A 24943-nucleotide genomic window follows, 5' to 3' on the forward strand; every position below is an offset into this window, starting at 1 on the left:
CGGTCCCGTCGCCGCCCGGCGACTCCCGCCTTTGCGTTGCTGCGTCCGGTGGACATCCCCGGATCCATCCGGCGACCCTGGTCCCGACCGTTGCACGGTGACGTGCGAACGACCGGGAGGGGCGCCCATGGCGGCACGGGATCGGCAGGGACCGGGGCAGGGGCGCGGCATCGGGCTGGCGACCGCCGTCGCCGCGGCCGGTGGGCTGCTGTTCGGCTACGACACCGGCGTGATCAGCGGGGCGCTGCTGTTCATCGGGCCGGAGTTCGGGCTCGGTGAGGGCGGCCGGCAGCTGATCGTCTCCGGGCTGCTGGCCGGGGCGCTGGTCGGCGCACTGGCCGGCGGTGCGATCACCGACGCGCTGGGCCGGCGCCGGACGCTGCTCGGTGTCGCGGCCGTCTTCCTGGTCGGGGCGGTGCTGTCCGGGCTGGCGCCGGGCGCCGGGACGCTGCTCGCCGCCCGGGTCCTGCTCGGCCTCGCGATCGGCGTCTCCTCGGTCTGCGTGCCGCTCTACATCGCCGAGATCGCCCCCAGGGCGTCGCGCGGGCGGCTCGTCTCGATGAACCAGTTCCTCATCACGGTCGGGATCCTGCTGTCCTACCTGGTCAACTCGCTGTTCGCCGAGGCGGGCAGCTGGCGCTGGCCACTGGCGCTCGCCGCCGTCCCGGCGCTGGCGATGCTCGTCGGCCTGGCCGGGGCACAGGAGTCACCGCGCTGGCTCGTGCTGCGCGGGCGGCTCGACGAGGCCCGCACCGCGCTCATCGGCCGGACCCCCGAGGAGGCCGATGCGGAGATCGCCGAGATCCGCGCCGCCGCCCGTGACGAGTCCCGGTGGAGCTGGGCCGACCTGCGCCGCCCGCAGCTGCGCCCGGCCCTGACGCTGGGCATCGGCGTGGCGGCGGTGAACCAGCTGGTCGGGGTGAACGCGATCCTCTACTACGCGCCGACGATCCTCGAAGGCGTCTTCGGGTCGGAGACCGGCGCGATCCTCGCGACCGTCGGGATCGGCCTGGTCAACACGATCGTCACCGGGATCGCGCTGGCCCGGATCGACGCGTGGGGCAGGCGGCCGTTGCTGCTCGGCGGCCTCGCGGTCGTCGTCGCGTCGCTCGTGGCGCTGGTGGTGCTGTTCCTGCTGCCCTCACAGCAGGGCGTGGTGGGGATCCTGATCGTGGTCGCGCTGTGCGTCTACATCGCGGCGTTCGCGGCCAGCCTGGGTATCGCGATCTGGCTGGTGAACTCCGAGGTGTTCCCGACGGCGGTGCGCGGCAAGGCCGCCGGGCTCGGGGCGACGACGCACTGGGGCCTGGACCTGGTGATCGCCGCGACGACCCTGACGCTGATCACCTCGCTCGGCGAGTCCGGCCTGTTCGCGATCTTCGCGGTGATCGGTGCGGCCGGGTTCGTCTTCCTGTACCGGCTGATGCCGGAGACGAAGGGGCGCAGCCTGGAGGAGATCGACGCGCAGATGCAGGCGCGGGCCGGCCGGCGCTGAACCCTCGCCGGTGGCGTGCCGTGCCGTGCCGTGCCTACCGGTCGGCGGGTGCTGCCGGTCGGGCGCGACGTGCGCGCAGCCGGGCACGCAGCCGTCCCAGCACGGCGGTGAGGCCGCCGACGAGGGCGACCAGGCCCACCGCCATCGCCGCCGCGACCAGGGGCGAGTCGGTGAGGTTGCCGGTGAGCACCCCGAGGACGCCGTAGAGCAACGTCCACAGCACCGCCCCGGCGGCGACGGCCGGCACCAGCTTCGTCCAGGCCATCCCGGCCGCGGCGGCGGCGATCAGGGTCGGCACCCGCCCGGCCGGGGCGACCCGGCCCACCAGCACCAGCAGCCAGCCGCGGCCGGCGAACGCGCCCCGCATCCGGGCGATCCGCTCCCCGGTGCGGGCGCCGCCGAACCGGCCGCCGGCGACCGCGTCGAGCACCGGGGCGCTCCCCCGGCGGGCGACGGCGAAGGTCACCAGGTCACCGGTCAGCGCCCCGGCGAAGGCCAGCACCAGCACCAGCGGCAGGGACAGCGTGGCGGTGGTCATCGCCGTCGCCGCGGCGGCACCGACGATCGCCCCGGTCGGCACCACCGGCAGGACCGATCCGAACAGCACCCCGCCGGCGACGACGAGGTAGGCGATCCGGCCGGCGTCCGGCGAGAGTTCGGCCTCGAACCACTCGTCCCCCACCGCGAGCAGTGCGGCGAGCGCGCTCACGACGGCGCCCCGGCGGTGGCCCCGGGCGGCAGGACCACGGTGCAGGTGGGGAGCCCGGCCGTCGTGACGGCGTCGGCGAAGTCGTACGGCGGACGCACCAGCAGCTCACGCATCCGGCCACCGGTCCGGCCCGGCACCGAGCGGAGGCCGGTGACCGCGAGCGTCCCCCAGTGCACCGGCAACGCGACCCGCGGGGCCAGCCTGCGGACCGCCTCGGCGGCACCGGCCGGGTCCAGGTGCCCCGGGCCGAGGCTCGGTCCCCATCCCCACACCGGCAGCGCGGCCAGGTCGATCCGGCCCTGCGCGGCGACGTCGTCGAGGCCCGGGAACAGGCCGGTGTCGCCTGCGCTGTAGACGCGCAGCCCGTCGGCCTCGAGCAGGTGTCCCATCGCGTCGGCCTGCGGGCCGTGCGTCAGCCGCGGGCCCCAGCGGTGCCCGGAGTGGTCGGCCGGGGTGGCGGTGACGCGCAGCCCGCCGAACACCCGGGCCTGCCCGACGGCCAGCTCGGAGACCCGCGGCACCCCGCGGCGTCGCAGCCAGTCCCCCGCCCCGGCCGGCACGACGACCTCGGTGCAGGCCGGCAGCCTGCGCAGCGACGGGAGGTGCAGGTGGTCGGCGTGCAGGTGCGAGATCAGCACCAGGTCGACGCCGGCGAGCTCGGCCGGGTCGACCGCGGGCACCACCCGACGCAGCGGCCCGATCACGCCGGTCAGCACCGGGTCGGTCAGCACCGTGCGCCCACCCATCCGCAGCCGCAGCGTGCTGTGGCCGAGGAACGTCGTCTCCGGCAGGTCCACGCCGTCGATTATCCCCGCGTTCAGGCGTTCCCGAGGACGCGGTCGACGACGATCTCCAGCACCACCCGCTGCGGGTTCACCCGAGGCTCCTTGTACTCCCGGGCGTAGCGGCGCTCGGCGTCACGCACCGACTCCGGGTCGTCCCGGACGACGGCGACGCCCTCGATCGTCGACCAGGTCCGGCCCTCGACCAGCGTGACCGAGACCCGGGTGCCCTCGGGTCCGGCGGCCGCGACGTTGCGGGCCTTCTGCGAGCCCCCGCTGCAGATCACCCGGGCGGTCCGCTCCTCGATGTCGAGGGTGGCGCCGACCGGCACCGCGTGCGGCGTCCCGTCCCGCCGCAGGGTCACGAGGATGCACGGGCGGCGCTCCGACCAGAGCTCACGGAACCGGTCGGAGACACCGTCGGCGAGGGAGCGGCGTCGGTTCATACCCGCCATCCTCGCCCCACGACAGGATCCGCGTCCTGGGAGTCCCGGGCGCGGCATCCCACTCCGGGCCTCCCAGGACGCGGATCTTCACTCCCGGGAACGCGTCCCGCTGATCCACCTCGCCCGATCGCGCGGCCCGCGACCCTGCTCCGGTGCGATTCGAGGACGTGCTGCGCCGGCAACACGGCGTGATCATCCGCGCCGAGGCCCGGGACTGCGGGCTGTCCGCCCACACCGTGCGCGCACGGATCGCACGCGGTGAGTGGATCGAGGGGTACCCACCGCACTCGAAGCCGCGGCCACGCTGCCCGACGGCGCGACGTTCCTCGACCGGGCGCTCCAGCGCGGCCTCCCGTTCGCTGAGCTCTCGGCCGCCCACGATCGCAACATCGGCGCCGCCGGCATCCCCCGCGCGCGGCTACTGCTCGTCGAAGCCGCGGACCGCGCCGACTCACGGGCCGAACGACGCCTCGTCGGGCACCTGCGCAGGGCCGGGATCGACGGCTTCGTCCTCGGACTGCCGTTCGGACCCTGGTTCATCGACATCGCGTTCCCCGAGCGGCGACTCGCGGTGGAGATCGACGGCTGGGCCTTGGAGTCCCCAGGTCGTCACGCGCACCCGGCACTCCCCGGACCGTGATCATGCCGGGACGCGGCAGGGCGGTGGTGAGAATGCTGCCAATGCAAACTTTCGTGTTGCCCCGGACCTGACGACCGTGCTCATCTGATCCGGCACCCTTGCTCGCCGTCACGACCTACGGAGGTCATGTGTTCCGGGACCGTCGCCCTGCCCAGGCCACGCCCGGAACCTCCGCACCTCCCCGGCCCCTCGTGACGATCATCGTGCTCGCCTCGTGCGGGCTGCTCGTCTCGCTGGTGCAGACGATGGTGGTGCCGCTGCTGCCGCTGTTCCCGCAGCTGCTGTCGGTGAGCCCGTCGACGGCGTCCTGGCTGATCACCGCGACGCTGGTCGCGGGCGCGGTGTCGGCGCCGGTGCTGGGCCGGCTCGGGGACATGTACGGCAAGCGCCGGATGCTGCTGGTCGCGCTCGGCCTGGTCGGTGCCGGGTCGCTGCTCGGCGCGGTGTCGCCGGGGATCGAGCTGCTGCTCGTCGGGCGGGTGCTGCAGGGTGCGTCGTTCGGCGTCATCGCGCTCGGCATGAGCCTGATCCGGGACGTCCTTCCGCCGGAGCGCGTCGGCACCGGGGTCGGGCTGATGTCGTCGTCGCTCGGTTTCGGCGCCGCGATCGGGCTTCCGGTCACCGGCGTCGTCGCGCAGTTCGCCGACTGGCGCTGGCTGTTCGCCGGTGCCGCGGTGGTCGCGGTGTTCCAGATCCTGCTGGTGCGGCGCCTGGTCCCCGAGTCCGGGCTGCAGACCGGCGGCCGGTTCGACGCCGTCGGCGCGGTCGGGATCAGCGGGACCCTGGTCTGCCTGCTGCTCGCGGTCTCCAAGGGCAACGACTGGGGCTGGACGTCGCCGCCGGTACTCGGCCTGCTCGGTGCCACCGTGCTGCTGGCGCTGGTGACCGGTCGCTACCAGCTGCGTGTCGCGAGCCCGCTGGTCGACCTGCGGGTGTCCGCGCGACCGGCCGTGCTGCTGACCAACCTGGCCTCGGTCCTGGTCGGCTTCGCGATGTTCGCCGGCTTCGTGCTCGCGACCCAGATCCTGCAGGCGCCGACGTCCACCGGGTACGGCTTCGGCCTCTCGCTCGTCACCTCCGGGCTGGTGCTGCTCCCGATGGGTGGGGCGATGGTGGTCTTCTCGACCGCGTCCGCGCAGTTGTCTCGGGTGCGCGGGCCGCGCACGACGCTGGTACTGGGCACCGTGCTGCTCGGTCTCGGGAACCTGGCGTTCGCGCTGATGCCCGGCACGCTCGGGATGCTCATCCTCGTCACGACCGTCACCGCGGTCGGTGCGGCCCTGGCTTACTCCGCCATCCCGCTGCTGATCATGCGGGCGGTGCCGGAGGCCGAGACCGCCGCGGCGAACAGCCTCAACACCCTGGCCCGCCAGCTCGGAACCAGTTCGTGCACCGCCGTGGTGGCCGCGGTGACGACGGCGTTCATGATCGACGGGGGCGTCTTCCCGGCGGGCACCGCCTACACGATCTCGTTCCTCGCAGCCGGCGTGGCGGGGTTGCTGGCCGCGCTGCTCGTCGCGCTCACCCCCGCCCCCGCGATCAGCGACACGCACCCCACCGACGCCGCAGGCGCACCCGCGGCCGCTGCCTGAACCGGGTGGCCGGGCCGGCCGGAACCCGGTCGCCCTGCACGTGCACGTGCACGCGGCGGAACCGCCCGGACACCCGCCGTGATCACTCCATTGTGGATGATGTCGTGCCGACCACCTGCACAGACGACCGAATCAATACATAAACCGGCGAGTAGACCCGCCGGTAACATTCTCGCCGGTAACAGTCCAAGTTGACCGACTATCCGTGAGAGCGCACACTCCGGGGCCGGATCACATTCCGATCGCGCCTGTTCACCGATACCGTCTGGGGTACCGCATCCGCATCGCTCACCCGGCCGTACACACTTTCGGCCTGGTGTTTCAGCCCGGCAGGCGCCACCCCTGGAGGTCGTCACATGAAGCCGTTCGTGGTAAACAACCACGACCGTCTGGTCTTTCCCGCCAATTTTCTCGGAGAACTCGATTTCTCCGTAATTGACGATCTCGATCAGTTCACGGCAATCGTCGGGCGCGATTTCGAGGCGAAGGCCCCTACCGGGACCGACATCCTCGAGCGGGTCACGGCCGGGAAGTACGAGAGCCGGTTCGCGCTGCTCCGGGACATGGGCCAGAACCTGTTCTGGGTCAACCGCTACTCGATGACCATGTTCGAGAAGCGCCCCACCCGCTGGCGCGACCTGCCCCGGCACCGCAGCGACGTCTTCCTCCCCACGCTGACCCCGTGGCGCGACGCGCAGGAGAAGGTCCGTGCGGTCCGCGAGGCCTTCGGGTCGCTGCCGTCCACCTGGGACGACGCGGCCGAACAGAAGATCTTCGACCTGCTCTTCGACGTGTTCGGCAACCGCCGCCACCACGCCACCGAGCTGCCGGCCCTCAAGCCGACCGTGCAGGAGTTCCTGACCACCCCGGGCGCGCAGACGTTCGTCGTGCCGCACCACGACCCGGACTACCCGGTGTTCTCCTTCGGCGAGATCCTCGACGCGCACGCCGACCGTCCGGAGCTCGAGGCCCTCACCCGGTGGGCGATGGTCCTGCACAACCAGTACCCCTGGGACCGGGCCGCGACCGAGCTGCGCACCGCCGAGCAGATCGGCGACGACGACTACGTCATCGCGTTCCACCCGCGCAACCGCGACGTCGAGGCGTTCCTCGACCGCGCCACCGGTGCCCGGCCGACCCGCCGCGGCCGCATCTCCACCCAGGCCGAGCCGGTGCAGCCGCAGACACCGCTGCTCCCGGTGCGGGTCCGTGAGGCCTTCCGGGTCCAGCCCCGGATCGAGTCGCTGGCCGTGGCCCGCGGCGAGCACGTCTGCTCGAACGACGACGTCGTCCGCAACTCCGCGTTCTCCTGGTCGCCGATGAGCGCCGCGGAGATCTCCACCAAGACCGGCATCGACCAGCGCCGCTACACCGAGCTGGACATCGAGGACCTCGCCTGGTCCGCGGCCGTCCGCGCACTGGAGCACTCCGGGCGCGACCGCTCCGAGATCGGCGCCGTGCTCGTCGCCACCTGCACCAGCGAGCGGCTGATCCCGTCGCTGTCCACGTGGCTGTCGGGCCGGCTGGGCCTGCTGCAGACCCACTGCTCGGCCGACATCATCGCCGCCTGCGCCGGGCTGCCCTACGGCCTGTCCGAGGCCGTCCGCCAGCTGCAGGAGGTCGAGCGGCCGGTCCTGCTGGTCTGCGTCGAGAAGTTCTCCGACAAGATCGGTAACGTCCGCACCTCCCGGATGATCTTCGGGGACGGGGCGGCGGCCATGGTGATCGCACCGGCCGCCGAGGGCGAGCGGGGCGACGTCGACCTGCTGCAGACCTACGCATCCGGCCCGGACTCCCAGGTCAACTCGATCATCTGGCCGAACCCGGAGTTCGACAACGACATCACCGTCTACGGCCCCGAGGTCAAGGCGCTGGTCGCCCGCTACCTCGCGCAGATGATCTCCGAGCTGGGCGAGCAGCCCGGTCCCGGCGGGGACGGCACGATGCTGGACGCGATCGACCTGATCGTCCCGCACCAGGCGAACAAGACGATGATCCTGCAGCTCGCGGAGAAGGCCGGGCTGTCGGCCGAGCAGCTCTACTTCAACATCGGGTCGATGGGCAACGTCTCCGCGGCGTCCATCCCGATCGCGATGTTCGACGCGGTCGCCGACGGCGCCGTGAGCGGGCGGAAGCGGGTGTTCGCGCCCGGCTTCGGCGCCGGGGCGGTCGGTGGCTACGCCGTGCTCGAGGTCGATCCGGCCGTGATGGCCCCGGAGGTGTTCCTCGACCCGGCGACCGCCGCCGAGGTGCCCGTCCCGTCCGCGCCCACGTCCGACGACGTCCGCATCGCGTTCGGCGAGTGACAGGCCCGGTTCCGACCGGTAGTACAGGGCGGGTCAGCCGTCCTGCTCGAATAGACCGTCACCCGCCGTTGCAGCCATCAGGAGCAGTGAAGACCACCATGTTCTCGCGCATCGCCATCGTCAACCGCGGTGAACCCGCCATGCGACTGATCAACGCCGTCCGTGAGTGGAACGCCCAGAACGGCCCGGACCGCCGGCTGCGCACCATCGCCCTGCACACCGCCGTCGACCGGCGTTCGATGTACGTGCGGGAGGCCGACGAGGCCGTCCTGATCGGACCGGACGACCCCGACCACATGGGCGCGAGCCCGTACCTCGACCACGCCGAGCTGGAGCGGGCGCTGCGCGTGACCCGCGCCGACGCGGTGTGGCCGGGCTGGGGCTTCGTTTCGGAGAAGGCCGATTTCGCCGAGCTGTGCGAGCGGCTCGGGATCACCTTCATCGGGCCGTCGGCCGAGGTCATGCGCCGGCTCGGCGACAAGATCGCGTCCAAGCAGCTGGCCGAGTCGGTCGGCGTGCCGATGGCCCCGTGGTCCGGTGGCCCGGTCGCCGACCTGGACGCGGCGCGCAAGGCCGCCGAGACGATCGGTTTCCCCCTGATGGTCAAGGCGACCGCGGGCGGCGGCGGTCGCGGCATCCGGTTCGTGGCGGGCCCGGAGCAGCTGGACGAGGCGTTCGAGCGGGCGACGTCCGAGGCGTCGCGGACGGCGGGCGACGCGACGGTCTTCCTGGAGCGGGCGGTCTCGGGCGGCCGGCACGTCGAGGTGCAGGTCGTGGCCGACGCCGGCGGTGACGTGTGGACGCTCGGCGTGCGCGACTGCTCGGTGCAGCGGCGCAACCAGAAGGTGATCGAGGAGTCCGCGTCGACCGCGCTGGACGCCGAGCAGGAGCAGCTGCTCCGCGACTCCGCGGCCGACATGGCCCGCGCCGCGGGCTACGTCAACGCCGGCACCGTCGAGTTCCTCTACCAGCCCGAGGAGAAGCTCCTCTCGTTCCTCGAGGTCAACACCCGGCTGCAGGTCGAGCACCCGGTCACCGAGGCGTGCACCGGCGTCGACATCGTGAAGCTGCAGCTGCACGTGGCCGCCGGCGGGGCGCTCGCCGAGGTCGCCGAGACCGTGCCGACCGGCAGCGGCTGGGCCATCGAGGCCCGGCTGACCGCCGAGGACCCGGAGCGCGAGTTCGCCCCGGCCCCGGGCCGGATCGAGCACCTGGCCCTGCCCAGCGGACCCGGCATCCGGGTGGACACCGGGGTCGCCGCGGGCGACGTCATCCCGCCGCAGTTCGACTCGATGATCGCCAAGGTCATCGCCTGGGGCCGGGACCGCGACGAGGCCCGCGCCCGGCTGTCCCGCGCGCTGCGCCAGACCGCCGCGGTGATCGACGGCGGCTCCACGAACAAGGCGTTCCTGCTCGACCTGCTCGACCGCGACGAGCTGCGTTCCGGCGATCTGCAGACGACCTGGCTCGACGCCATGATGGCCGAGGGTTACGCGCCGCCCCGCCGGATCGACGTCGCCCTGCTGGCCACCGCGATCCAGTCGCACGACGGGCACGTCGCCCGCCAGCAGGACCGGCTGTTCCGCTCGGCCGAGGCCGGCCGGCCCGAGGTGGGTTACGAGACCTGGCACCAGACCGACGTCACCGCGGCCGGGCAGTCCTACAAGCTGCGGGTGGCCCGCACCCGGGCCGGGCGCTACCGCGTCGAGCTGGACGGTGCCGTGGTCGACGTCGACGTCGAGCGCAACGGTGCGTACGAGCGCCGGCTCACCATAGGTGAGCAGAGCTGGACGGTGCTGTCGGTCGCCCAGGGCCCCGACTACCTGGTCGAGGTGGACGGCTCCGTGCACCGGGTCTCCGGCGGCGAGGCCGGCATCGTCCGCGCTCCCGCCCCGGCGATGGTCGTGGCACTGCCGGTCTCCCCCGGCGACACCGTGTCCGAGGGCGACACCGTGGCGATCGTCGAGTCGATGAAGCTGGAGACGTCGCTGCGGGCGCCGTTCGACGGTACCGTCGCCGAGCTGCTCGTCCCGGCCAACACGCAGGTCGACGGCGGCACCAAGCTGATCCGCCTGGAGCCCGCCGCCGACGCTGCCGAAGCCGCCGCCGCCCCCGCGGGCGACCGCGCGGACTTCTCCGCGTTCACCGACACCGGCGCCGACCCCGACCCGGCCGCGGCCGCCGCGGACGCGCTGTCCGCGCTGCGCTTCCAGGTGCTGGGCTTCGACGTCGACGAGCGCCAGGCACGCCCGCAGCTGCGCCGGCTCGCCGCGGCCCGTGACGAGCTGGCCGCCGACGACCCGGCCGTGCTGGCCGGCGAGACCGCCGTCCTGCAGATCTTCGCCGACCTGTGCGCACTGTCGCGCAACCGTTCGGAGACCGACGACGAGACCGGCGAGACCGAGCGCAACCCGCAGGAGTACCTCTACGCCTACCTGCGCAGCCGCGACGCCGACGACGAGGGCCTGCCCGAGTCGTTCCAGGCGAAGCTGCGCCGGGCCCTGGCGCACTACGGGATCACCGACATCTCGGCCGGCGACGACCGCGCCCATTCTCGTTCCGCCGGCGCTGCTCTCGACGACCTCGGCCCGGCGCTGTACCGGATGTTCCTGGCCCACCGCCGCGCGCCGCAGCAGGTGCCGGTCGTGCTGGAGCTGCTGAACTGGCGGCTGCAGCACCCCGAGTCGCTCGCCGCGCTGTCCACCACCGCCCGCGAGGACTACCGGAGGACCATCGACGAGGTCGTCGTCGCCACCCAGCTGCGGCACCCGGTCGTCGGGGACACCGCCCGGCTGGTCCGCTACCGGGCGTTCGACGCCCCGGTGGTCGCGGCCGAGCGTTCCCGGGTGCTCGCCGAGGTGCGGGAGAGCCTGGACGTGCTCGCCCAGAACCCGGACACGCCCGACCGCGCCCGGCGGATCGACACGCTCGTCGCCTCCTCGGAACCGATCCTGGGGGTGTTCGGCGAGCGGCACGACGCCGTCCTGCTGGAGGTCATGGCCCGGCGCTACTACCGGGTACGGCCGCTGCGCGAGCTGGAGCTGACCGAGTACGCCGGGAAGCCGCTGCTGACGGCGCGCTACCAGCACCTGGGCAACGACCGCACGCTGTTCGCCTCGGTCATCGACAACAACGACCCCGCGGCCGCGGCGGCCGTGGCCGAGGAGCTGCGCCGCCGGGTCGCGGAGCTCGACGGCAACCGCACGGCGCTGGTCGACCTCTACGTCACCTCCACCAAGGCCGACGACGGCGGTGACCCCGACGCCCGCGCCGAGCGGGTCCGGGCCGCGCTGGGCCGGGTGCCGGGCGGGATCCTGCACCGGGTCGCCGTCGCCGTCCGCCCGAACCCGCGGACGGCCGGTGCCGGCGCGGACGAGGCGGAGTCGCCCACCTGGTTCACCTTCCGCCCGGACGAGACCGGCGAGCTGGTCGAGGACCGGACGTTGCGCGGCATGCACCCGCTGGTCGCCGACCGGCTGCGGCTGTGGCGCTACCGCAACTTCGAGCTGACCCGCCTGCCCGCGGCGCTCGACGTGCACCTCTTCCGGGCCATCGGCCGCGAGGTCCGCGGCGACGACCGGCTGGTCGCGATGGCCGACGTCCGTGAGCTCACCGTCCTGCGTGACGACGAGACCGGGCGGATCCGCTCGCTGCCGCAGTTCGAGCGGGCCCTCGACGCCTGCATCAACTCGCTGCGCGCGGCCCGGGCCGGGGACCGGACCCTCGCCCGGACGTCCTGGAACCGGATCGCGCTCTACCTGTGGCCCGAGGTCGACATCCCGCTGGCCGAGCTCGACTCCGTGGTGCGCCGGCTCGCGCCGCGCACCGCGAACCTCGGCATCGAGCAGGTGCTGGTCGAGTTCCGCAGCGCCGACGCTTCGGTCACCGGCGGCCAGGGCGGCCCCCGCTCGATGCTGCTGCGCATGTCCCGCCCGCCGGGCGCCGGGCTCACCCTGCGGCTCGACGAGCCGCCGACCCAGCCGATGCGCGAGCTCGACGCCTACGACCAGAAGGTGCTCAAGGCCCGCCGCCGCGGTGCGGTCTACCCGTACGAGATCGTCCCGCTGCTCACCGCGCCGATCGACGCCGGTGCGGGCACCTGGACCGAGTACGACCTGGACGCCGACGGCGTCCCGCACCCGGTCGACCGTGCCCCCGGGGGCAACGCGGCGAACCTGGTGCTCGGGGTCGTCTCGGTCCCGAGCAGGCGCTACCCGGAGGGCATGAAGCGGGTCGTGCTGCTGGGCGACCCGACCCGGGCGCTGGGCGCCATCGCCGAGCCGGAGTGCCGCCGCGTGCTGGCCGCGATCCGTCTCGCCCGCGAGCTGGACGTGCCGATCGAGTGGTTCGCCGTCTCGGCCGGCGCGAAGATCGCGATGGACTCCGGCACGGAGAACATGGACTGGATCTCCCGGGTGCTGCGCGGGATCATCGAGTTCACCCAGGACGGCGGCGAGCTCAACGTGGTCGTCACCGGCATCAACGTCGGCGCCCAGCCCTACTGGAACGCCGAGGCCACGATGCTCATGCACACCAAGGGCATCCTGGTCATGACGCCGGACTCGGCGATGGTGCTGACCGGCAAGCAGTCGCTGGACTACTCCGGCGGCGTCTCCGCCGAGGACAACTTCGGCATCGGCGGCTACGACCGGATCATGGGTCCGAACGGGCAGGCGCAGTACTGGGCGCCGAACCTGTCCGGGGCGGTGTCGGTGCTGATGCAGCACTACGCACACACCTGGACACTGCCGGGCGAGCGGTTCCCGCGGGCGGCGCCGACGACCGACCCGGTCTCCCGTGACGTCACCACCGCGCCGCACTCCGGACCGAACTGCGAGTTCGGCACGCTCGGCGAGATCTGGGCGGACGCGACGAACGGCGAGCGCAAGAAGCCGTTCGACATCCGCTCGGTGCTGCGCGGTGTCGCCGACGCCGACCACCCGACGTCCGAGCGGTGGGCCGACATGCACGACGCCGAGTCGGTCGTCGCGCTCGACGCCCACCTCGGCGGGCAGCCGGTCGCCATGATCGGCATCGAGTCGCGGCCGCTCCCGCGCCGCGGCCCGCGCCCGGTGGACGGCCCGTCGCAGTTCACCGCGGGCACCCTGTTCCCGCGGTCCTCGCGCAAGTGCGCGCGGGCGATCAACGCGGCGTCCGGCAACCGGCCGCTGATCGTGCTGGCGAACCTGTCCGGGTTCGACGGCTCGCCGGAGTCGCTGCGCGGGCTGCAGCTGGAGAACGGCGCCGAGATCGGCCGGGCCATCGTCAACTTCGACGGCCCGATCGTCTTCTGTGTCGTCTCCCGCTACCACGGCGGCGCGTTCGTGGTGTTCTCCGGAACCCTGAACGACAACATGGAGATCGCCGCGATCACCGGCTCGTACGCCTCCGTGCTGGGCGGCGCACCCGCGGCCGCCGTCGTCTTCGCCAGCGAGGTCAACGACCGGACCGCGAAGGACGAGCGGGTGACCGGCCTGGAGGCCCGGATCGCCGAGGCCACCGAGGCCGGCGACGAGGCCACCACGGCCCGGCTGCGCGGCGAGCTCGCCACGCTCCGCCCGGACGTCCGCTCCGAGAAGCTCGGCCAGGTCGCCGACGAGTTCGACACCAAGCACTCCATCGAGCGGGCGCAATCCGTCGGCTCGGTGCACCGGATCGTCACCCCGGACCAGGTGCGGCCCTACCTGGCCGACGCCGTCCAACGAGGCATGAAGCGCACTCTCGACGCCCACAACGCAGGAGGCAACGCATGACCGCCATCTCCGACACCCACCCGGACCAGCGCGTCGCGATCGTCACCGGAGGCGCGCGTGGGATCGGCGCGGCCATCACCACCGCACTCGCCCGCCAGGGCGTGCACGTCGCCGCCGGGTACTCGTCCAACTCCAAGGCCGCCGAGGACCTGCAGGAGAAGCTGGGCGCCGAGGGCGCCTCGGTCTCGGTCCACCAGGGCAACGTCGGCTCGCCGGAGGACTGCCAGCGCGTCGTCTCCGAGGTGCTGGAGCAGCGGGGCCGGGTCGACTACCTGATCAACAACGCCGGCATCACCGTCGACAAGACCGTCCGCAAGCTGACCGTCGACGACTGGCACGCGGTGCTGCGGATCAACCTGTCCGGGGCCTTCTACATGAGCAAGGCCGTGCTCGAGCACATGACCGACAACCAGTTCGGCCGGATCGTGAACATCTCCTCGGTGATCGGCCAGATCGGCTCGATCGGCCAGGCGAACTACGCCTCCTCCAAGGCGGGCCTGATCGGCTTCTCGAAGTCGCTCGCCCAGGAGGTCGCCCGCAAGGGCGTCACCGTCAACTGTGTCGCGCCGGGCTTCATCGAGACCGAGATGGTCGCCGCGGTGCCGGAGAAGGCGATGGAGAAGATCCTGGCGAAGATCCCGGTCGGCCGCCTCGGCCAGGCCGACGAGATCGCGCGCACCGTCCAGTTCCTGGTCGACGAGCGCGCGGGCTACGTCACCGGTTCGGTGATCAGTGTCAACGGCGGCCTGGACATGGGGTCCTGACCGTCCTTCCCGGCCGAGGGCCTCGCACAGTGCTGTGCGGGGCCCTCGTGCGTTGCGCCGGTCCGGCTCACCGGAGCCGACCGGTTCTCCCGCCGAGATGCGGATCAGCGGGAAGTGTCGATCTCCGCAGGCCGTTGAGCTGCATCTCGGCGAGGACGATACGTGCTCGGACGGAATCGGCGCGACCATTCGGCCCGTGGGGTCAGCGCCGGGAGCACAGCCCCTTGGACTCCAGGACGCGGGCCGCGGCGGCGTCGTTCGCCTCGGGGGTGATCCGGCCGTCGGCGAGGGCCTTCTCCCCGGCGTCGAGCAGCGGGCCGACCGCGGTCACGTTGGAGAACAGCGCGATGTCCGCGCCGGCCGCGAGCGCCCGGGTGGTGGCCTCGGCGAGGCCGTACCGGTCGGTGATCGCCTTCATGGCGCCGAGGTCGTCGGTCATGGCGACCCCGTCGAACCGGTACTTCTCGCGCAGCAGCCGGTAGGCGGCCGGGTCGACGGTCGCCGGGTTCTCACCGGTCAGCCCGGGGACCTCCAGGTGTCCCAGCATCACGCCGATCCGGCCGTCGAGCGGCGTGCCCGGACCGACGAGCGCCGCGTACGGCTTCAGGTCGCGCTGCTCGAGCTCGGCCAGCGGCGGCGTGCTCACCGATCCCTCGTGCGAGTCACCGGAGCCGCTGCCGTGCCCGGGGAAGTGCTTGAGGACGCCGTACACCCCACCGGCCTGCTGCCCTTCGGCCCACGCCCGCGCGTAGCTCGTCGCGATGTCCGGGTCGTCGGAGAACGACCGGTCACCGATGACCGAGGAGCGCGGCTTGTCGGAGACGTCCACCGACGGCGCGAGGTTCCAGGTGACACCGCGGGCCCGCAGCTGCTCGGCCCGGGTGCGGGCGATCTCGGTGACCTGCTCGGGGGTGCTCGACGCGGCCATCTGCCGGGCGCTGGGGATGTCGCCGTCGAGCTCGTCGATCCGCTGGACCCGGCCGCCCTCCTCGTCGACGGCGACCGCGAGCGGGGTGCGCGAGGCATCCTGCAGGGCCTGCATCCGGCCGTCCCGCAGCAGCGCGGTCGCGTTGCCGCCCAGGAACACGCCGCCGACCTGCGACCCCTTCACGATCGCCGCCGCACCGGCCGGGTCGGACGCGTCGACGCCGACCATCAGCCGCTGCGCGATCCGGTCCCGCGGGGAGAGCGCGGTGACCATCGGGCTGCAGGTGTCGGTGACCTGCTCGACGCTCGCCGGCGCGGCCTGCGGCTGCGCCGGCGCGGACGGACCGCTGTGCGCGGTGAGCGCCGGAGCCGCGACGGCCACGGTGCCCGCGACCAGCGCCCCGACGACGGCCGCCGTGAGCAGCCCGGGACCGCGGGGCCGGCGCGCGGCGGAGGGGGCACGCGGCGCCGGCCGCTCGGTTCGTCCTCGCATCGCCGACCATCGTGACAGCACCGCGCCGCCCCGCCCGCCTACGCCCCGCCACCCCGCGTGTCCCGCCCCGCTCTCCCCCCGGAGGGGTGGTGCGCCCAGGTGAGCAGAGCAAAGCGTCCCGCGAGACCCGTGAAGGGCACGTGGGGGCAGTTCGATCTCGGGAGGACGACGCTCGTGTGCCCCTCGTGAGGCGGGTGTCGTGGGGCGGGGCGGGGCGGGGCGGCGGTGGCGTGGGGCGGGGCCTGGGGCGGTGGCGTGGGGCGGTGGCGTCAGCCGATCGCGGGGATGCGCTCGGCGGCCGGGGGTGGGCCGGGCGGGCCTCCGTCACCGAACGGGCGGCCGCCCAGCTGCTCGCGGGCGTGTCCGGTGAGCCAGCCCGACACGTCCGGACCCACCGGGACGACACCGGACGGGTTGAGCGAGGTGTGCACGCCGTAGTAGTGCTGCTTGATCTGCTCGAAGTCGATGGTGTCGCCGAACCCGGGGGTCTGGAACAGGTCGCGGGCGTAGGCCCACAGCACGGGCAGCTCGGTGAGCTTGTGCCGGTTGGCCTTGAAGTGGCCGTGGTAGGCGGCGTCGAACCGGACGAGCGTCACCCACAACCGGATGTCGGCCTGGGTGATCGTGTCCCCCACCAGGTAGCGCCGGGTCGACAGGTGCCCGGACAGCGCGTCCAGCCGGGCCCACAGTGCCCGGTACGCACGCTCGTAGGCGGCCTGGGACGAGGCGAACCCGCACTTGTAGACGCCGTTGTTGACGTCGTGGAAGATCCCCTTCCCGAGCTCCTCGATCTCGTCGCGGTACTGCTCGGGCCACAGGTCCGGGGCGCCGTCGCGATGGAACCCACGCCACTGGGTGGACAGGTCGCGTTCGAGCGCCGCGTACTCGTTGGTGGCGACCTTGCCCGAGTCGACATCGACCATCGCCGGGACGGTGACGCCCTCGTCGTACCCGGGAACGGCCTTCTCGTACGCCTCGCGCAGGTACTCGATGCCGAGCACCGGGTCGACGTCGCCCGGATCGAGGTGGAAGCGCCAGCTCCGCTCGTCGTGCAGCGGGCCCGCGATGCCGAGCGAGATCGCGTCCTCCAGCCCCAGCAACCGCCGGGTGATGATCACCCGGTTCGCCCACGGGCAGGCCCGCGCCCCGACCATCCGGTACCGGCCCGCCGCCACCGGCCACGACGACGCCCCGTCCGCCGTGATGCGCTCGGCCACCCCGAGGGGTTCCCGCACGAACTCGCCACTGTCCCGATCGCTGCCCATGGGGCCCGACGCTAACCCCGGGTGCAGTATCCCGCAGGTCAGCTCCATGATCGGATGACAGGTATGAACGACGAGGCCTTCGACGACGCCGCCGCCGAGCGGGCGCTGGGCGAACTGGTCCGGCCGGGTGCCCGGATCGCGATCGCCGACGCCTGCGGGATGCCCTACGTGCTCGCCGGCCCGCTGAGCCGGGTGGCCGCCCGCACCGGCGGGGTGCGGCTGGTGCTCGGCTGGGTCCCCGGGCCGGCGCCGGAGCTCGACCCCGACGCGTTCGCCGACATCCGCACGGTCGTCGGCGGACCGGGCGCGCGGGCTCTGGTGGAGTCGGGCGCCGCGCACCGCGTCCCGGCCCGGCTGTCCGCGCTGCCGGCACTGCTGGCCGGGCCGCTGCGACCGGACCTGGTGCTCGCCACGGTCGTCGAGCACGCCGACGGGTACCGGTTCGGTGCCGAGTCGTCCTGGATGCGCGGGCTCGCCGAGGACGGGGTGCCGGTCGCGGCGGTCGTCGCGCGCCACGCACCGCACGCGGAGCGCGGCGCCCCGCTGCCGGACGTCACCGTGCTGGGCGAGGTCGACGGCACGCCGTTCACGGTCGGCACGCCGCCACCGACCGAGGCCGACCAACGGATCGCCGAGGCGGTCGCCACACTGGTCCCGGCGGGTGCGCGGATCCAGTTCGGCCCCGGGCGGCTGGCCACGGCGCTGGTCGCGGCCCTCGGCGTCGCCGTGCACGTCGACTCGGGACTGCTCGCCGACCCGGTCGTCGACCTGGCCGAGCGGGGCCTGCTGCTGGGCACACCGTCGGCGCTCGCGCTGCACGGCAGCCGGCGGCTCTACGACTGGGCGGACGGCCTGGGCCGGGCGGGTCACGGCATCGTCCGGCCGGTCGAGTACACCCACGACATCTCCCGGCTGAGCTCGGACCCGGGGCCGCTGATCGCGCTGAACACCGCGCTGGAGATCGACGGCAGCGGCCAGGTGAACGTCGAGGGCGTCGCCGGGTCGGCGGCCGGGATGATCGGAGGGCACCCGGACTTCGCGGCCGCGGCGGCGCGCGGGCCGGGGCTGTCGGTGATCGCGCTGCCGGCCTCGCACCGCGGCCGTCCGACGCTCGTGGAGCACCTCGGCGGGCCGGTGACCACGCCGTCACACGACGTCGACGTCGTCGTCACCGAACGGGGAACCGCGGACCTCCGTGGCCTGGGACGGCGGGAACGGGAACGCGCTCTCGCGGCTCTGTGGAGTGGCGCCGTTGGCGCGAACGAGTGAACTGCAAATCCATGCAGTGACCGACATCACAAAATTCGTTGGCGTTTCACGTAGCGGAAGTTCCCGCCGTGCAACTCCGCAAACGCTGAACGCCCGAACGTGTCCGTCTTCTCACCCGAGGCCCGGCACCGGGAGACTGCACCACTGGTCGGACCGCCCGCACGCCGCGGGCCGGAGATCCTGGTCACCGGCCCGCGGCGTGTCATGGACCACAGCCGCCACCCCCGGCGTTGCGTATAACACAACGTTCGCGACCGATCCAGACCCCCGCCCCGGGGCCGGACGGCACCCGATCCCCCGTTCTACGGTCGGGGCGCCCCGAAACACCCGAGTTGTGTCGAGGAGACGCGGTACATGACGGCCGACCATCGCACCGACAGCGAGCTGCCCGAGCTGGGACGAACAGTTCAGGAGTTCGGTGACGAACCCACCGAGGTCCGCGAGTCCACCCACTACAAGCACGAGTACGTGCAGACGTTCGTCGACAAGTGGGACGAGCTGATCGACTGGCGGGCCCGCTACGAGAGCGAGGGGAAGTTCTTCGTCCAGCAGCTCCGCGACCACGGAGTGAAGAGCGTTCTCGACGTCGCCACCGGGACCGGCTTCCACTCCGTCCGGCTGCTGGAGGAAGGCTTCGAGACCGTGGTCTCGGCCGACGGCAGCGCCGAGATGCTGGCGAAGGCCTTCGCCAACGGCATGAAGTTCGGCGGGCACATCCTGCGCGTCGTGCAGGCCGACTGGCGCTGGCTCAACCGGGACGTGCACGGCGAGTACGACGCGATCATCTGCCTCGGGAACTCGTTCACCCACCTGTTCTCCGAGCGGGACCGGCGCAAGGCACTCGCGGAGTTCTACGCGATGCTCAAGCACGACGGTGTCCTGATCCTGGACCAGCGCAACTACGACTCGATCCTGGACAACGGGTTCAGCTCGAAGCACCAGTACTACTACTGCGGCGACGGTGTCGTGGCCGAGCCCGAGCACGTCGACGACGGGCTGGCCCGGTTCCGGTACGAGTTCTCGGACGGCTCCGAGTACCACCTGAACATGTTCCCGCTGCGCAAGGACTACACGCGGCGGCTCATGCACGAGGTCGGGTTCCAGAAGATCGAGACCTACGGCGACTTCCAGTCGACCTACTCCGACGAGGAGCCCGACTTCTTCGTGCACATCGCGGAGAAGGCCTACCTCGAGGAGACGCTCGAGGAGGAGACCCCGTGACCCAGGCACAGGCGGCCGAGAGCACGGCTCGCAGCTACTACGACTCCGAGGACGCGGACACCTTCTACTCCCGCGTCTGGGGCGGCGAGGACATCCACGTCGGCCTCTACGAGACCCCGGACGAGGAGATCGCCACCGCCAGCCGCCGCACGGTCGCGCGGATGGGCGAGATCGCCGGTGTCGGGCCCGGGATGCAGGTGCTCGACCTCGGCTCGGGCTACGGCGGCGCCGCCCGCCAGCTCGCGAGCCGGCTCGGCGCGAAGGTCCACTGCCTCAACCTGTCCCCCGTGGAGAACGACCGCAACACGCGGCTCACCAAGGAACAGGGGCTCGACGAGCTGCTGACGGTCGCGACCGGCACCTTCGAGGACGTCCCCGTCGACGACGCCTCGATCGACGTCGTCTGGTCGCAGGACGCGTTCCTGCACTCCGGCGACCGGGACAGGGTGCTCGACGAGATCGCCCGGGTCCTGCGGCCCGGCGGGCAGGTCGTGTTCACCGACCCGATGGCCGTCGACGGTCTGGACCAGTCGTCGATCCAGCCGATCCTCGACCGGATCCAGCTGTCGACGATGGCCTCCCCCGGCTTCTACACCGGCGGGCTGGAGAAGCGTGGCTTCACCTCGGTGACGTTCCACGACCACGCCGACCAGCTCCCGACGCACTACCGGAGGGTCCGCGAGGAGCTCGTCGCCCGCGAGCAGGAGCTGTCCGCGGCCATCTCGGAGTCCTACATCACCGGTATGAAGGCGGGCCTGCAGCACTGGGTGGACGGCGGCAACGCCGGCAAGCTCACCTGGGGTGTCGTGCACGCCGTCAAGAGCTGAGTGTGTGAGGGGAGGGCCCCGGCACCCATGGGGTGCCGGGGCCCTCCCGTGCGTGGATCAGTCGTCGTCCTCCTGGCCGCCGCCGCCCTGGTCGTCCTGGTCGCCCTGGTCGCCGTCGTCGCCGTCGTCGTCGCCGCCCTGCTGCTGTTCCTGCTGCTGCTGAGGCGGCGCGGGGGCCTCCTCCCCGCCGCCGCACGCGCCGGCGGTGGTGAACACGAGGGCGAGCGCCGCGAGGGTGCCGAGAACTGCCCGGGAGAGCGTTGTACGTCGCATGGGGCGATTGTTCCAGGATGTCCGCTGTCGGCGCAGGGTTCGTCCCGCAAGCTTCTCTCAGTGCGGCAGCAGGAACCCGCGCAGTTCGTCGAGCGTGGCACCCGGCTGCTCGTCGACCAGGAAGTGCCCGGCGTCGGGCAGCGCCCGCCCGGTGACGAGGTCCGGGTCGGCGGCCGCGCGGCGCCACACCTGCAACGGACTCTCCGCATTGGCACCGACGACCCCGGACGCGCCCCACAGCGCGAGGGTGGGCACGGTGATCCGCTGTCCGGCGTCGGCGGAGGCGGCGTCGTGCTCCAGGTCGACGGTCGCGCCGGCGCGGTAGTCCTCCATCATCGCGTGCCGCGCGGCGGGATCGGCGAACGCCCGCTCGTAGGAGGCGAGTGCCGGTACCGGGTGCGCGTCCAGCCCGGAGCCCCAGCCGCCGAGCAGGGTGTGCAGATAGCCGATCGGGTCGCAGGCGATGAGCCGTTCCGGCAGGTCGGCGGGCTGGATGAAGAAGAACCAGTGGTAGTACGCGGTCGCCAGCGCCCGGTCGACGTTCCCGTAGACGTACGCCGTGGGCAGGATGTCGAGCAGCGCGGCCCGGGTCACCCGGCCGGGGTGGTCGAGCAGCATCCGGTGCGTGACGCGGGCGCCGCGGTCGTGCCCGGCGACCGCGAACTCGTCGAACCCGAGCCGGGACATGACGTCCACCTGGTCGGCCGCCATCGCCCGGAACGAGTAGCCGGCGTGGTCGTCGCCGGACTCCGGGCGTCCGGACTCGCCGTAGCCGCGCAGGTCGGTGCAGACGACGGTGTGGTCGCGGGCCAGCTCCTCGGCCACCGGCGCCCACATGGCATGGGTCTGCGGGAATCCGTGCAGCAGCAGGACGGGTGGCCCCGCACCGCCCCGGACGCCGTGGATCGGCACCCGGTCCGGGCCTGCGGTCAGGTCGAAGGCGGTGAAGTCGCCGAACACTGCGGGGGACCTCCAGCGTGCGTCGCGTCGTCGTTGCTGCCTGCTCCGTCCAGATCGAACACCCAGAACCGCAGCACCGCGAACCGGAGGAGCCCGCCCCCGATGCTGGCCAGCGCGACCGCTGCCGCCTCGTGCGCCGGGGTGGTCGCGGGGTCCAGCCACTGCAGCACGAGCAGTACCCCGGAGGTGTAGGTGGCGTAGAACGCGACGGTGCCCAGATCCTGCACCCACTCGCGGAGCCGGTGCGCACGGGCGCCCCCGAACGCGAAGCGGCGGTTCAGCTCGGTGCTGAGCGCGGTGGTCACGGTGAGCGCGACGAGGTTCGCGGGGACCGCGGCCAGCCACGGCCGGACCAGCAGGAAGAGCGCGGCGTTGAACGCGGTGGCCCCGCCGCCGACGACGGCGTAGCGCGCCAGCTGGGTGGCCAGCGGGTACCGGGCCGCGGTCCGGCGAGCAACGCGACGCAGGTGCCCACGGGCGCGCCCGGCGGCCGGCCGCCGTCGTCCCGGGGTTGATGCTGCGCCCACCGGACCTCCTGTCGAATCCTCCGCTCACAAGGATCTTCCCAGGTCCTACCCGATGTGCACGACCCGAACCCCGGCAGGGCGTCACAGCGGGCGCCGGACGGGCCGGGCCCGGCCGTCAGATCTGCAGGAAGACCGTCTCACCCACCCCGCGCAGCCGGATGTCGAACCGGTAGCGCCCGGGTCCCTCGGCGAGGGCGACCAGCGTGTCCCGCCGCTCGGCGGGCACCGTGGCCAGCAGCGGGTCGGCGGCGTTCGCGTCGGCGAAGTCCGGGAAGTAGATCCGGGTGACGAGCCGGTCGAGCAGGCCACGGGCGAACACCGAGACGTCGATGTGCGGGGCCTCGTCCGGAGCGTCGTCGTACGCCGGGAGCGCCCCGGGCAGCAGGGTGCGGATGCTCCAGCGGCCCTGCCCGTCGGTCGGGGCACGGCCGAACGCCCGGAACCCCTCGGCGGCCGGCTTCTGCTCGCCACGGGGGTCGTCGGGGTGGTCGAACCGGCCGTCGGGGTCGGCCTGCCAGGTCTCGATCATCGCGTCGACGACCGGTTCGCCGTTGCCGTCGAACACGGTCCCGCCGATCGTCACCGCGCCCGGGGTGCCCTCGGGCACGACGTCCGGGCCGTCCGTCCAGGGCAGCCCGAGCGCGAGGTAGGGCCCGACGGTCTGGGAAGGCGTGAGCTGATGACTCATGCGTGCGGCTCCTCGAACACGGTCTGGTTCCGGCCGCGCAGCACGATGTCGAAGCGGAACGCCAGCGCCCACTCCGGCCGGGTCGTGTCCAGGTCGAAGGTGGAGACCATCCGCTCGCGGGCGCCCTCGGGCACCGAGTTGTAGATCGGGTCCTGGGCGAACAGCGGGTCGTCCGGGAAGTACATCTGGGTGACCAGCCGCTGGGTGAAGGCCCGCCCGAACAGCGAGAAGTGGATGTGCGCGGGGCGCCAGGCGTTGTGGTGGTTGCCCCAGGGGTAGGCGCCGGGTTTGATCGTGGTGAACGAGTAGTCGCCGTGGGAGTCGGTGAGGACCCGGCCGCCGCCGGTGAAGTTCGGGTCCAGCGGGGCCGGCCAGTTGTCCCACGCGTGTGCGTACCGGCCGGCGGCGTTGGCCTGCCAGACCTCGACCAGGGTGTCCGGGACGGGGCGGCCGTCCGAGTCGGAGACCCGGCCGAAGACGACGATCCGCTGGCCCTGTGCCTCGCCGTGCTCACCGATGGTCAGGTCCTCGTCACCGGGGCGGATCGGCCCGGTCAGCAGCGGCCCGGTGACCTCGGTGAGCCGGTGCGGGAGGATCACCGGCTGCTCCTTCGGTGCGCGCAGCCCGGTGCTCTTGTAGCCGGGGAAGTCCAGGGGTGCGTGGGTGCCGTCGGGCACCGGCGCATAGGGCGGGATCGTCGGCGTCGGCCGAGCCATCGACGTCGTCCTCTCTCGTGGTGGTGGTGGGGCGGGTCAGACGGCACCGTGCGGCAGGCCGACGTAGTTCTCGGCCAGGCTCGTCGCGGCAGCGCGGGAGGTGGCGGTGTAGCGCAGCTGCGAGCGCTGCAGGCCGACGCCGAACGCGTCGCCCGCCTCGGTCGCGGGGTCGAAGCGGTGCAGCATCGAGGTCATGAACCAGGAAAAGTGCTCGGCCCGCCACACCCGTCGCAGGCAGGTCGCCGAGTACGCGTCGAACCCGCTCTCGTCGCCGTCGCGGTAGTACCGCTCGACGGCGTCGGCCAGCACCCGGACGTCGGCGATCGCCAGGTTCATCCCCTTGGCCCCGGTCGGCGGGACGATGTGCGCGGCGTCGCCCGCCAGGAACAGGCGTCCGCGGCGCATCGGGGACGCGACCATGCTGCGCATCCCGGTCACGCTCGGCTTCTCGAGGAACTCGCCCTCGTTCAGCGTGAAGCCGTCGCAGGCCAGGCGGGTCTGCAGCTCGTCCCAGATCCGGTCCTGGGACCAGTCGCCCGCGTCGGCATCCGGCGGGACCTGCAGGTAGAGCCGGGTGACCTCGGGACTGCGCATCGAGTAGAGCGCGAAGCCGTTGTCGTGGTGGGCGTAGACGAGCTCGTCGGTGGTCGGCGCGGCCTTCGCCAGCACGCCGAGCCAGCCGAACGGGTAGACGCGCTCGGCCGTCGTCAGCTCCCCGCCCGCCCCGGCGGCCACCGTCCGGGCGACGCCGTGGAAGCCGTCGCACCCGGCGACGACGTCGCAGCGCAACCGGTGCGCCGTCCCGTCCGCGGCCGTGTAGGTGATCGACGGCGCGTCGGTGGTGACGTCATGGAGATCCACATCGGAGACCTCGAACTCGACCGGCAGGCCGGCGTCGTCGATCCGGTCGGCGAGCAGGTCCTTGACGACCTCCTGCTGGCCGTACACGGTGATCCCCCGCCCGACGAGGTCGGCGAAGTCGATCCGGTGATCCTCGGCGGGCCCGCCGGGGGCCTCGGCGAAACGCAGCGAGATACCGGTGTGCCCCATGCCCTCCCGGTCCAGCCGCCCGGCGACGCCGGCCTCGCGGAGCAGGTCGACGGTGGGGGCCTCGAGAACACCGGCCCGGACGCGGGCCTCGATGTAGGAGCGGCTGCGGGCCTCCAGCACCACCGAGTCGATGCCGGCCCGCGCGAGCAGCGCCGCCAGGACGAGGCCGGCCGGTCCCGCCCCGACGATGCCGACCTGTGTCCTGGACTCGTGCCGCCGCGTCATGGGAGAAACTGTCCC

General features: G+C 72.8%; 20 protein-coding genes. 9 read left to right on the forward strand and 11 right to left on the reverse strand.

All coding sequences use genetic code 11. The features are described 5' to 3' along the window. The first annotated feature begins 127 nt into the window (after nucleotides 1–127). The gene (locus JOF36_RS30685) at nucleotides 128–1495 is read left to right on the forward strand and encodes a sugar porter family MFS transporter (protein WP_210033815.1); all 1368 of its coding nucleotides are present in this window, start codon (nucleotides 128–130) and stop codon (nucleotides 1493–1495) included. Nucleotides 1496–1529: 34 nt separating this feature from the next. Here the strand turns inward: JOF36_RS30685 and JOF36_RS30690 are convergent, their stop codons facing one another. Genes JOF36_RS30690 through JOF36_RS30700 form a run of 3 tightly spaced genes read right to left on the reverse strand, consistent with a single transcriptional unit; the run spans nucleotide 1530 to nucleotide 3432 of the window. Then, nucleotides 1530–2204, reverse strand: coding sequence for a DedA family protein (locus tag JOF36_RS30690; RefSeq protein ID WP_307862673.1), 675 nt, complete (start codon nucleotides 2202–2204; stop codon nucleotides 1530–1532). Continuing rightward, a complete protein-coding gene (locus JOF36_RS30695) occupies nucleotides 2201–3001 on the reverse strand; it encodes an MBL fold metallo-hydrolase (protein WP_372447425.1) in 801 nt (266 codons plus the stop codon). The genes JOF36_RS30690 and JOF36_RS30695 overlap by 4 nt, the downstream gene beginning before the upstream one ends. Nucleotides 3002–3021: 20 nt before the next feature. After that, complete coding sequence (locus JOF36_RS30700) at nucleotides 3022–3432, reverse strand: TIGR03618 family F420-dependent PPOX class oxidoreductase (RefSeq protein ID WP_210033817.1); 411 nt, start codon at nucleotides 3430–3432, stop codon at nucleotides 3022–3024. Nucleotides 3433–3694: 262 nt separating this feature from the next. Here JOF36_RS30700 and JOF36_RS30705 point away from each other — a divergent pair, with 262 nt between their 5' ends. From JOF36_RS30705 to JOF36_RS30725, 5 genes are all read left to right on the forward strand, one after another. Further along, on the forward strand, nucleotides 3695–4072 hold the full coding sequence (locus JOF36_RS30705) for a putative endonuclease domain-containing protein (RefSeq protein ID WP_210033819.1): 378 nt from the start codon (nucleotides 3695–3697) through the stop codon (nucleotides 4070–4072). Nucleotides 4073–4263: 191 nt separating this feature from the next. Next, on the forward strand, nucleotides 4264–5664 hold the full coding sequence (locus tag JOF36_RS30710) for an MFS transporter (protein ID WP_307862674.1): 1401 nt from the start codon (nucleotides 4264–4266) through the stop codon (nucleotides 5662–5664). Nucleotides 5665–6020: 356 nt separating this feature from the next. Continuing rightward, on the forward strand, nucleotides 6021–7970 hold the full coding sequence (locus JOF36_RS30715) for a 3-oxoacyl-[acyl-carrier-protein] synthase III C-terminal domain-containing protein (protein ID WP_210033829.1): 1950 nt from the start codon (nucleotides 6021–6023) through the stop codon (nucleotides 7968–7970). 98 nt (nucleotides 7971–8068) lie between these two features. Further along, nucleotides 8069–13723: an ATP-binding protein gene (locus tag JOF36_RS30720; protein ID WP_210036354.1), complete on the forward strand. Its 5655-nt coding sequence runs from the start codon at nucleotides 8069–8071 to the stop codon at nucleotides 13721–13723. Continuing rightward, nucleotides 13720–14487: a beta-ketoacyl-ACP reductase gene (locus JOF36_RS30725; RefSeq protein ID WP_210033831.1), complete on the forward strand. Its 768-nt coding sequence runs from the start codon at nucleotides 13720–13722 to the stop codon at nucleotides 14485–14487. Before JOF36_RS30720 ends, JOF36_RS30725 begins: the two co-directional genes overlap by 4 nt. A gap of 202 nt (nucleotides 14488–14689) precedes the next feature. Here the strand turns inward: JOF36_RS30725 and JOF36_RS30730 are convergent, their stop codons facing one another. Together JOF36_RS30730 and JOF36_RS30735 are read right to left on the reverse strand one after the other, a co-directional pair. Next, nucleotides 14690–15907 carry a glycoside hydrolase family 3 N-terminal domain-containing protein gene (locus JOF36_RS30730; RefSeq protein WP_210033833.1) on the reverse strand — a complete coding sequence of 406 codons (1218 nt, stop codon included), beginning with the start codon at nucleotides 15905–15907 and terminating at the stop codon, nucleotides 14690–14692. A 269-nt stretch (nucleotides 15908–16176) separates the two neighbouring features. After that, complete coding sequence (locus JOF36_RS30735) at nucleotides 16177–17172, reverse strand: glutathione S-transferase family protein (protein ID WP_210033835.1); 996 nt, start codon at nucleotides 17170–17172, stop codon at nucleotides 16177–16179. A 63-nt stretch (nucleotides 17173–17235) separates the two neighbouring features. Between JOF36_RS30735 and JOF36_RS30740 the strand changes: the two genes are divergently transcribed. The 3 genes from JOF36_RS30740 (at nucleotide 17236) to JOF36_RS41115 (ending at nucleotide 20489) form a co-directional block, all read left to right on the forward strand. Beyond that, nucleotides 17236–18441, forward strand: coding sequence for an acetyl-CoA hydrolase/transferase C-terminal domain-containing protein (locus JOF36_RS30740; protein WP_210033837.1), 1206 nt, complete (start codon nucleotides 17236–17238; stop codon nucleotides 18439–18441). A gap of 354 nt (nucleotides 18442–18795) precedes the next feature. Beyond that, the gene (locus JOF36_RS41110) at nucleotides 18796–19662 is read left to right on the forward strand and encodes a glycine/sarcosine N-methyltransferase (protein ID WP_210033844.1); all 867 of its coding nucleotides are present in this window, start codon (nucleotides 18796–18798) and stop codon (nucleotides 19660–19662) included. Then, nucleotides 19659–20489 carry a methyltransferase domain-containing protein gene (locus JOF36_RS41115; RefSeq protein ID WP_210033846.1) on the forward strand — a complete coding sequence of 277 codons (831 nt, stop codon included), beginning with the start codon at nucleotides 19659–19661 and terminating at the stop codon, nucleotides 20487–20489. Before JOF36_RS41110 ends, JOF36_RS41115 begins: the two co-directional genes overlap by 4 nt. 57 nt (nucleotides 20490–20546) lie before the next feature. Here JOF36_RS41115 and JOF36_RS30755 read toward each other — a convergent pair whose 3' ends face one another. The 6 genes from JOF36_RS30755 to JOF36_RS30780 form a co-directional block, all read right to left on the reverse strand. After that, nucleotides 20547–20762 (reverse strand): hypothetical protein, encoded by a 216-nt coding sequence (locus tag JOF36_RS30755; RefSeq protein WP_210033848.1) that lies wholly within the window; start codon nucleotides 20760–20762, stop codon nucleotides 20547–20549. A 57-nt stretch (nucleotides 20763–20819) separates the two neighbouring features. After that, nucleotides 20820–21722: an alpha/beta fold hydrolase gene (locus JOF36_RS30760; RefSeq protein ID WP_210033851.1), complete on the reverse strand. Its 903-nt coding sequence runs from the start codon at nucleotides 21720–21722 to the stop codon at nucleotides 20820–20822. Then, nucleotides 21692–22249 (reverse strand): GtrA family protein, encoded by a 558-nt coding sequence (locus JOF36_RS30765; protein ID WP_210033855.1) that lies wholly within the window; start codon nucleotides 22247–22249, stop codon nucleotides 21692–21694. The genes JOF36_RS30760 and JOF36_RS30765 overlap by 31 nt, the downstream gene beginning before the upstream one ends. A gap of 115 nt (nucleotides 22250–22364) precedes the next feature. Next, entirely contained in the window at nucleotides 22365–22937 is a 573-nt protein-coding gene (gene pcaG / locus JOF36_RS30770; RefSeq protein ID WP_210033856.1) for a protocatechuate 3,4-dioxygenase subunit alpha, read from the reverse strand. Beyond that, nucleotides 22934–23653, reverse strand: a complete 720-nt coding sequence (pcaH, locus tag JOF36_RS30775) for a protocatechuate 3,4-dioxygenase subunit beta (RefSeq protein ID WP_210033858.1) — start codon at nucleotides 23651–23653, stop codon at nucleotides 22934–22936. Before pcaH ends, pcaG begins: the two co-directional genes overlap by 4 nt. Before the next feature lie 36 nt (nucleotides 23654–23689). Then, nucleotides 23690–24928 (reverse strand): 4-hydroxybenzoate 3-monooxygenase, encoded by a 1239-nt coding sequence (locus JOF36_RS30780; RefSeq protein ID WP_210033860.1) that lies wholly within the window; start codon nucleotides 24926–24928, stop codon nucleotides 23690–23692. Between the last annotated feature and the right edge of the window lie 15 nt (nucleotides 24929–24943).

It is taken from the genome of Pseudonocardia parietis (assembly GCF_017876315.1).
Lineage (GTDB): Bacteria > Actinomycetota > Actinomycetes > Mycobacteriales > Pseudonocardiaceae > Pseudonocardia > Pseudonocardia parietis.

Coding starts and splice junctions, on each gene's coding strand:
- JOF36_RS30725 (WP_210033831.1), top strand. CDS start 13,720: ATGACCGCCATCTCCGACACCCACCCGGACCAGCGCGTCGCGATCGTC.
- JOF36_RS30720 (WP_210036354.1), top strand. CDS start 8,069: ATGTTCTCGCGCATCGCCATCGTCAACCGCGGTGAACCCGCCATGCGA.
- JOF36_RS41110 (WP_210033844.1), top strand. CDS start 18,796: ATGACGGCCGACCATCGCACCGACAGCGAGCTGCCCGAGCTGGGACGA.
- JOF36_RS30755 (WP_210033848.1), bottom strand. CDS start 20,762: ATGCGACGTACAACGCTCTCCCGGGCAGTTCTCGGCACCCTCGCGGCG.
- JOF36_RS30735 (WP_210033835.1), bottom strand. CDS start 17,172: ATGGGCAGCGATCGGGACAGTGGCGAGTTCGTGCGGGAACCCCTCGGG.
- JOF36_RS30730 (WP_210033833.1), bottom strand. CDS start 15,907: ATGCGAGGACGAACCGAGCGGCCGGCGCCGCGTGCCCCCTCCGCCGCG.
- pcaH (WP_210033858.1), bottom strand. CDS start 23,653: ATGGCTCGGCCGACGCCGACGATCCCGCCCTATGCGCCGGTGCCCGAC.
- JOF36_RS30740 (WP_210033837.1), top strand. CDS start 17,236: ATGAACGACGAGGCCTTCGACGACGCCGCCGCCGAGCGGGCGCTGGGC.
- pcaG (WP_210033856.1), bottom strand. CDS start 22,937: ATGAGTCATCAGCTCACGCCTTCCCAGACCGTCGGGCCCTACCTCGCG.
- JOF36_RS30780 (WP_210033860.1), bottom strand. CDS start 24,928: ATGACGCGGCGGCACGAGTCCAGGACACAGGTCGGCATCGTCGGGGCG.
- JOF36_RS30685 (WP_210033815.1), top strand. CDS start 128: ATGGCGGCACGGGATCGGCAGGGACCGGGGCAGGGGCGCGGCATCGGG.
- JOF36_RS30715 (WP_210033829.1), top strand. CDS start 6,021: ATGAAGCCGTTCGTGGTAAACAACCACGACCGTCTGGTCTTTCCCGCC.
- JOF36_RS30700 (WP_210033817.1), bottom strand. CDS start 3,432: ATGAACCGACGCCGCTCCCTCGCCGACGGTGTCTCCGACCGGTTCCGT.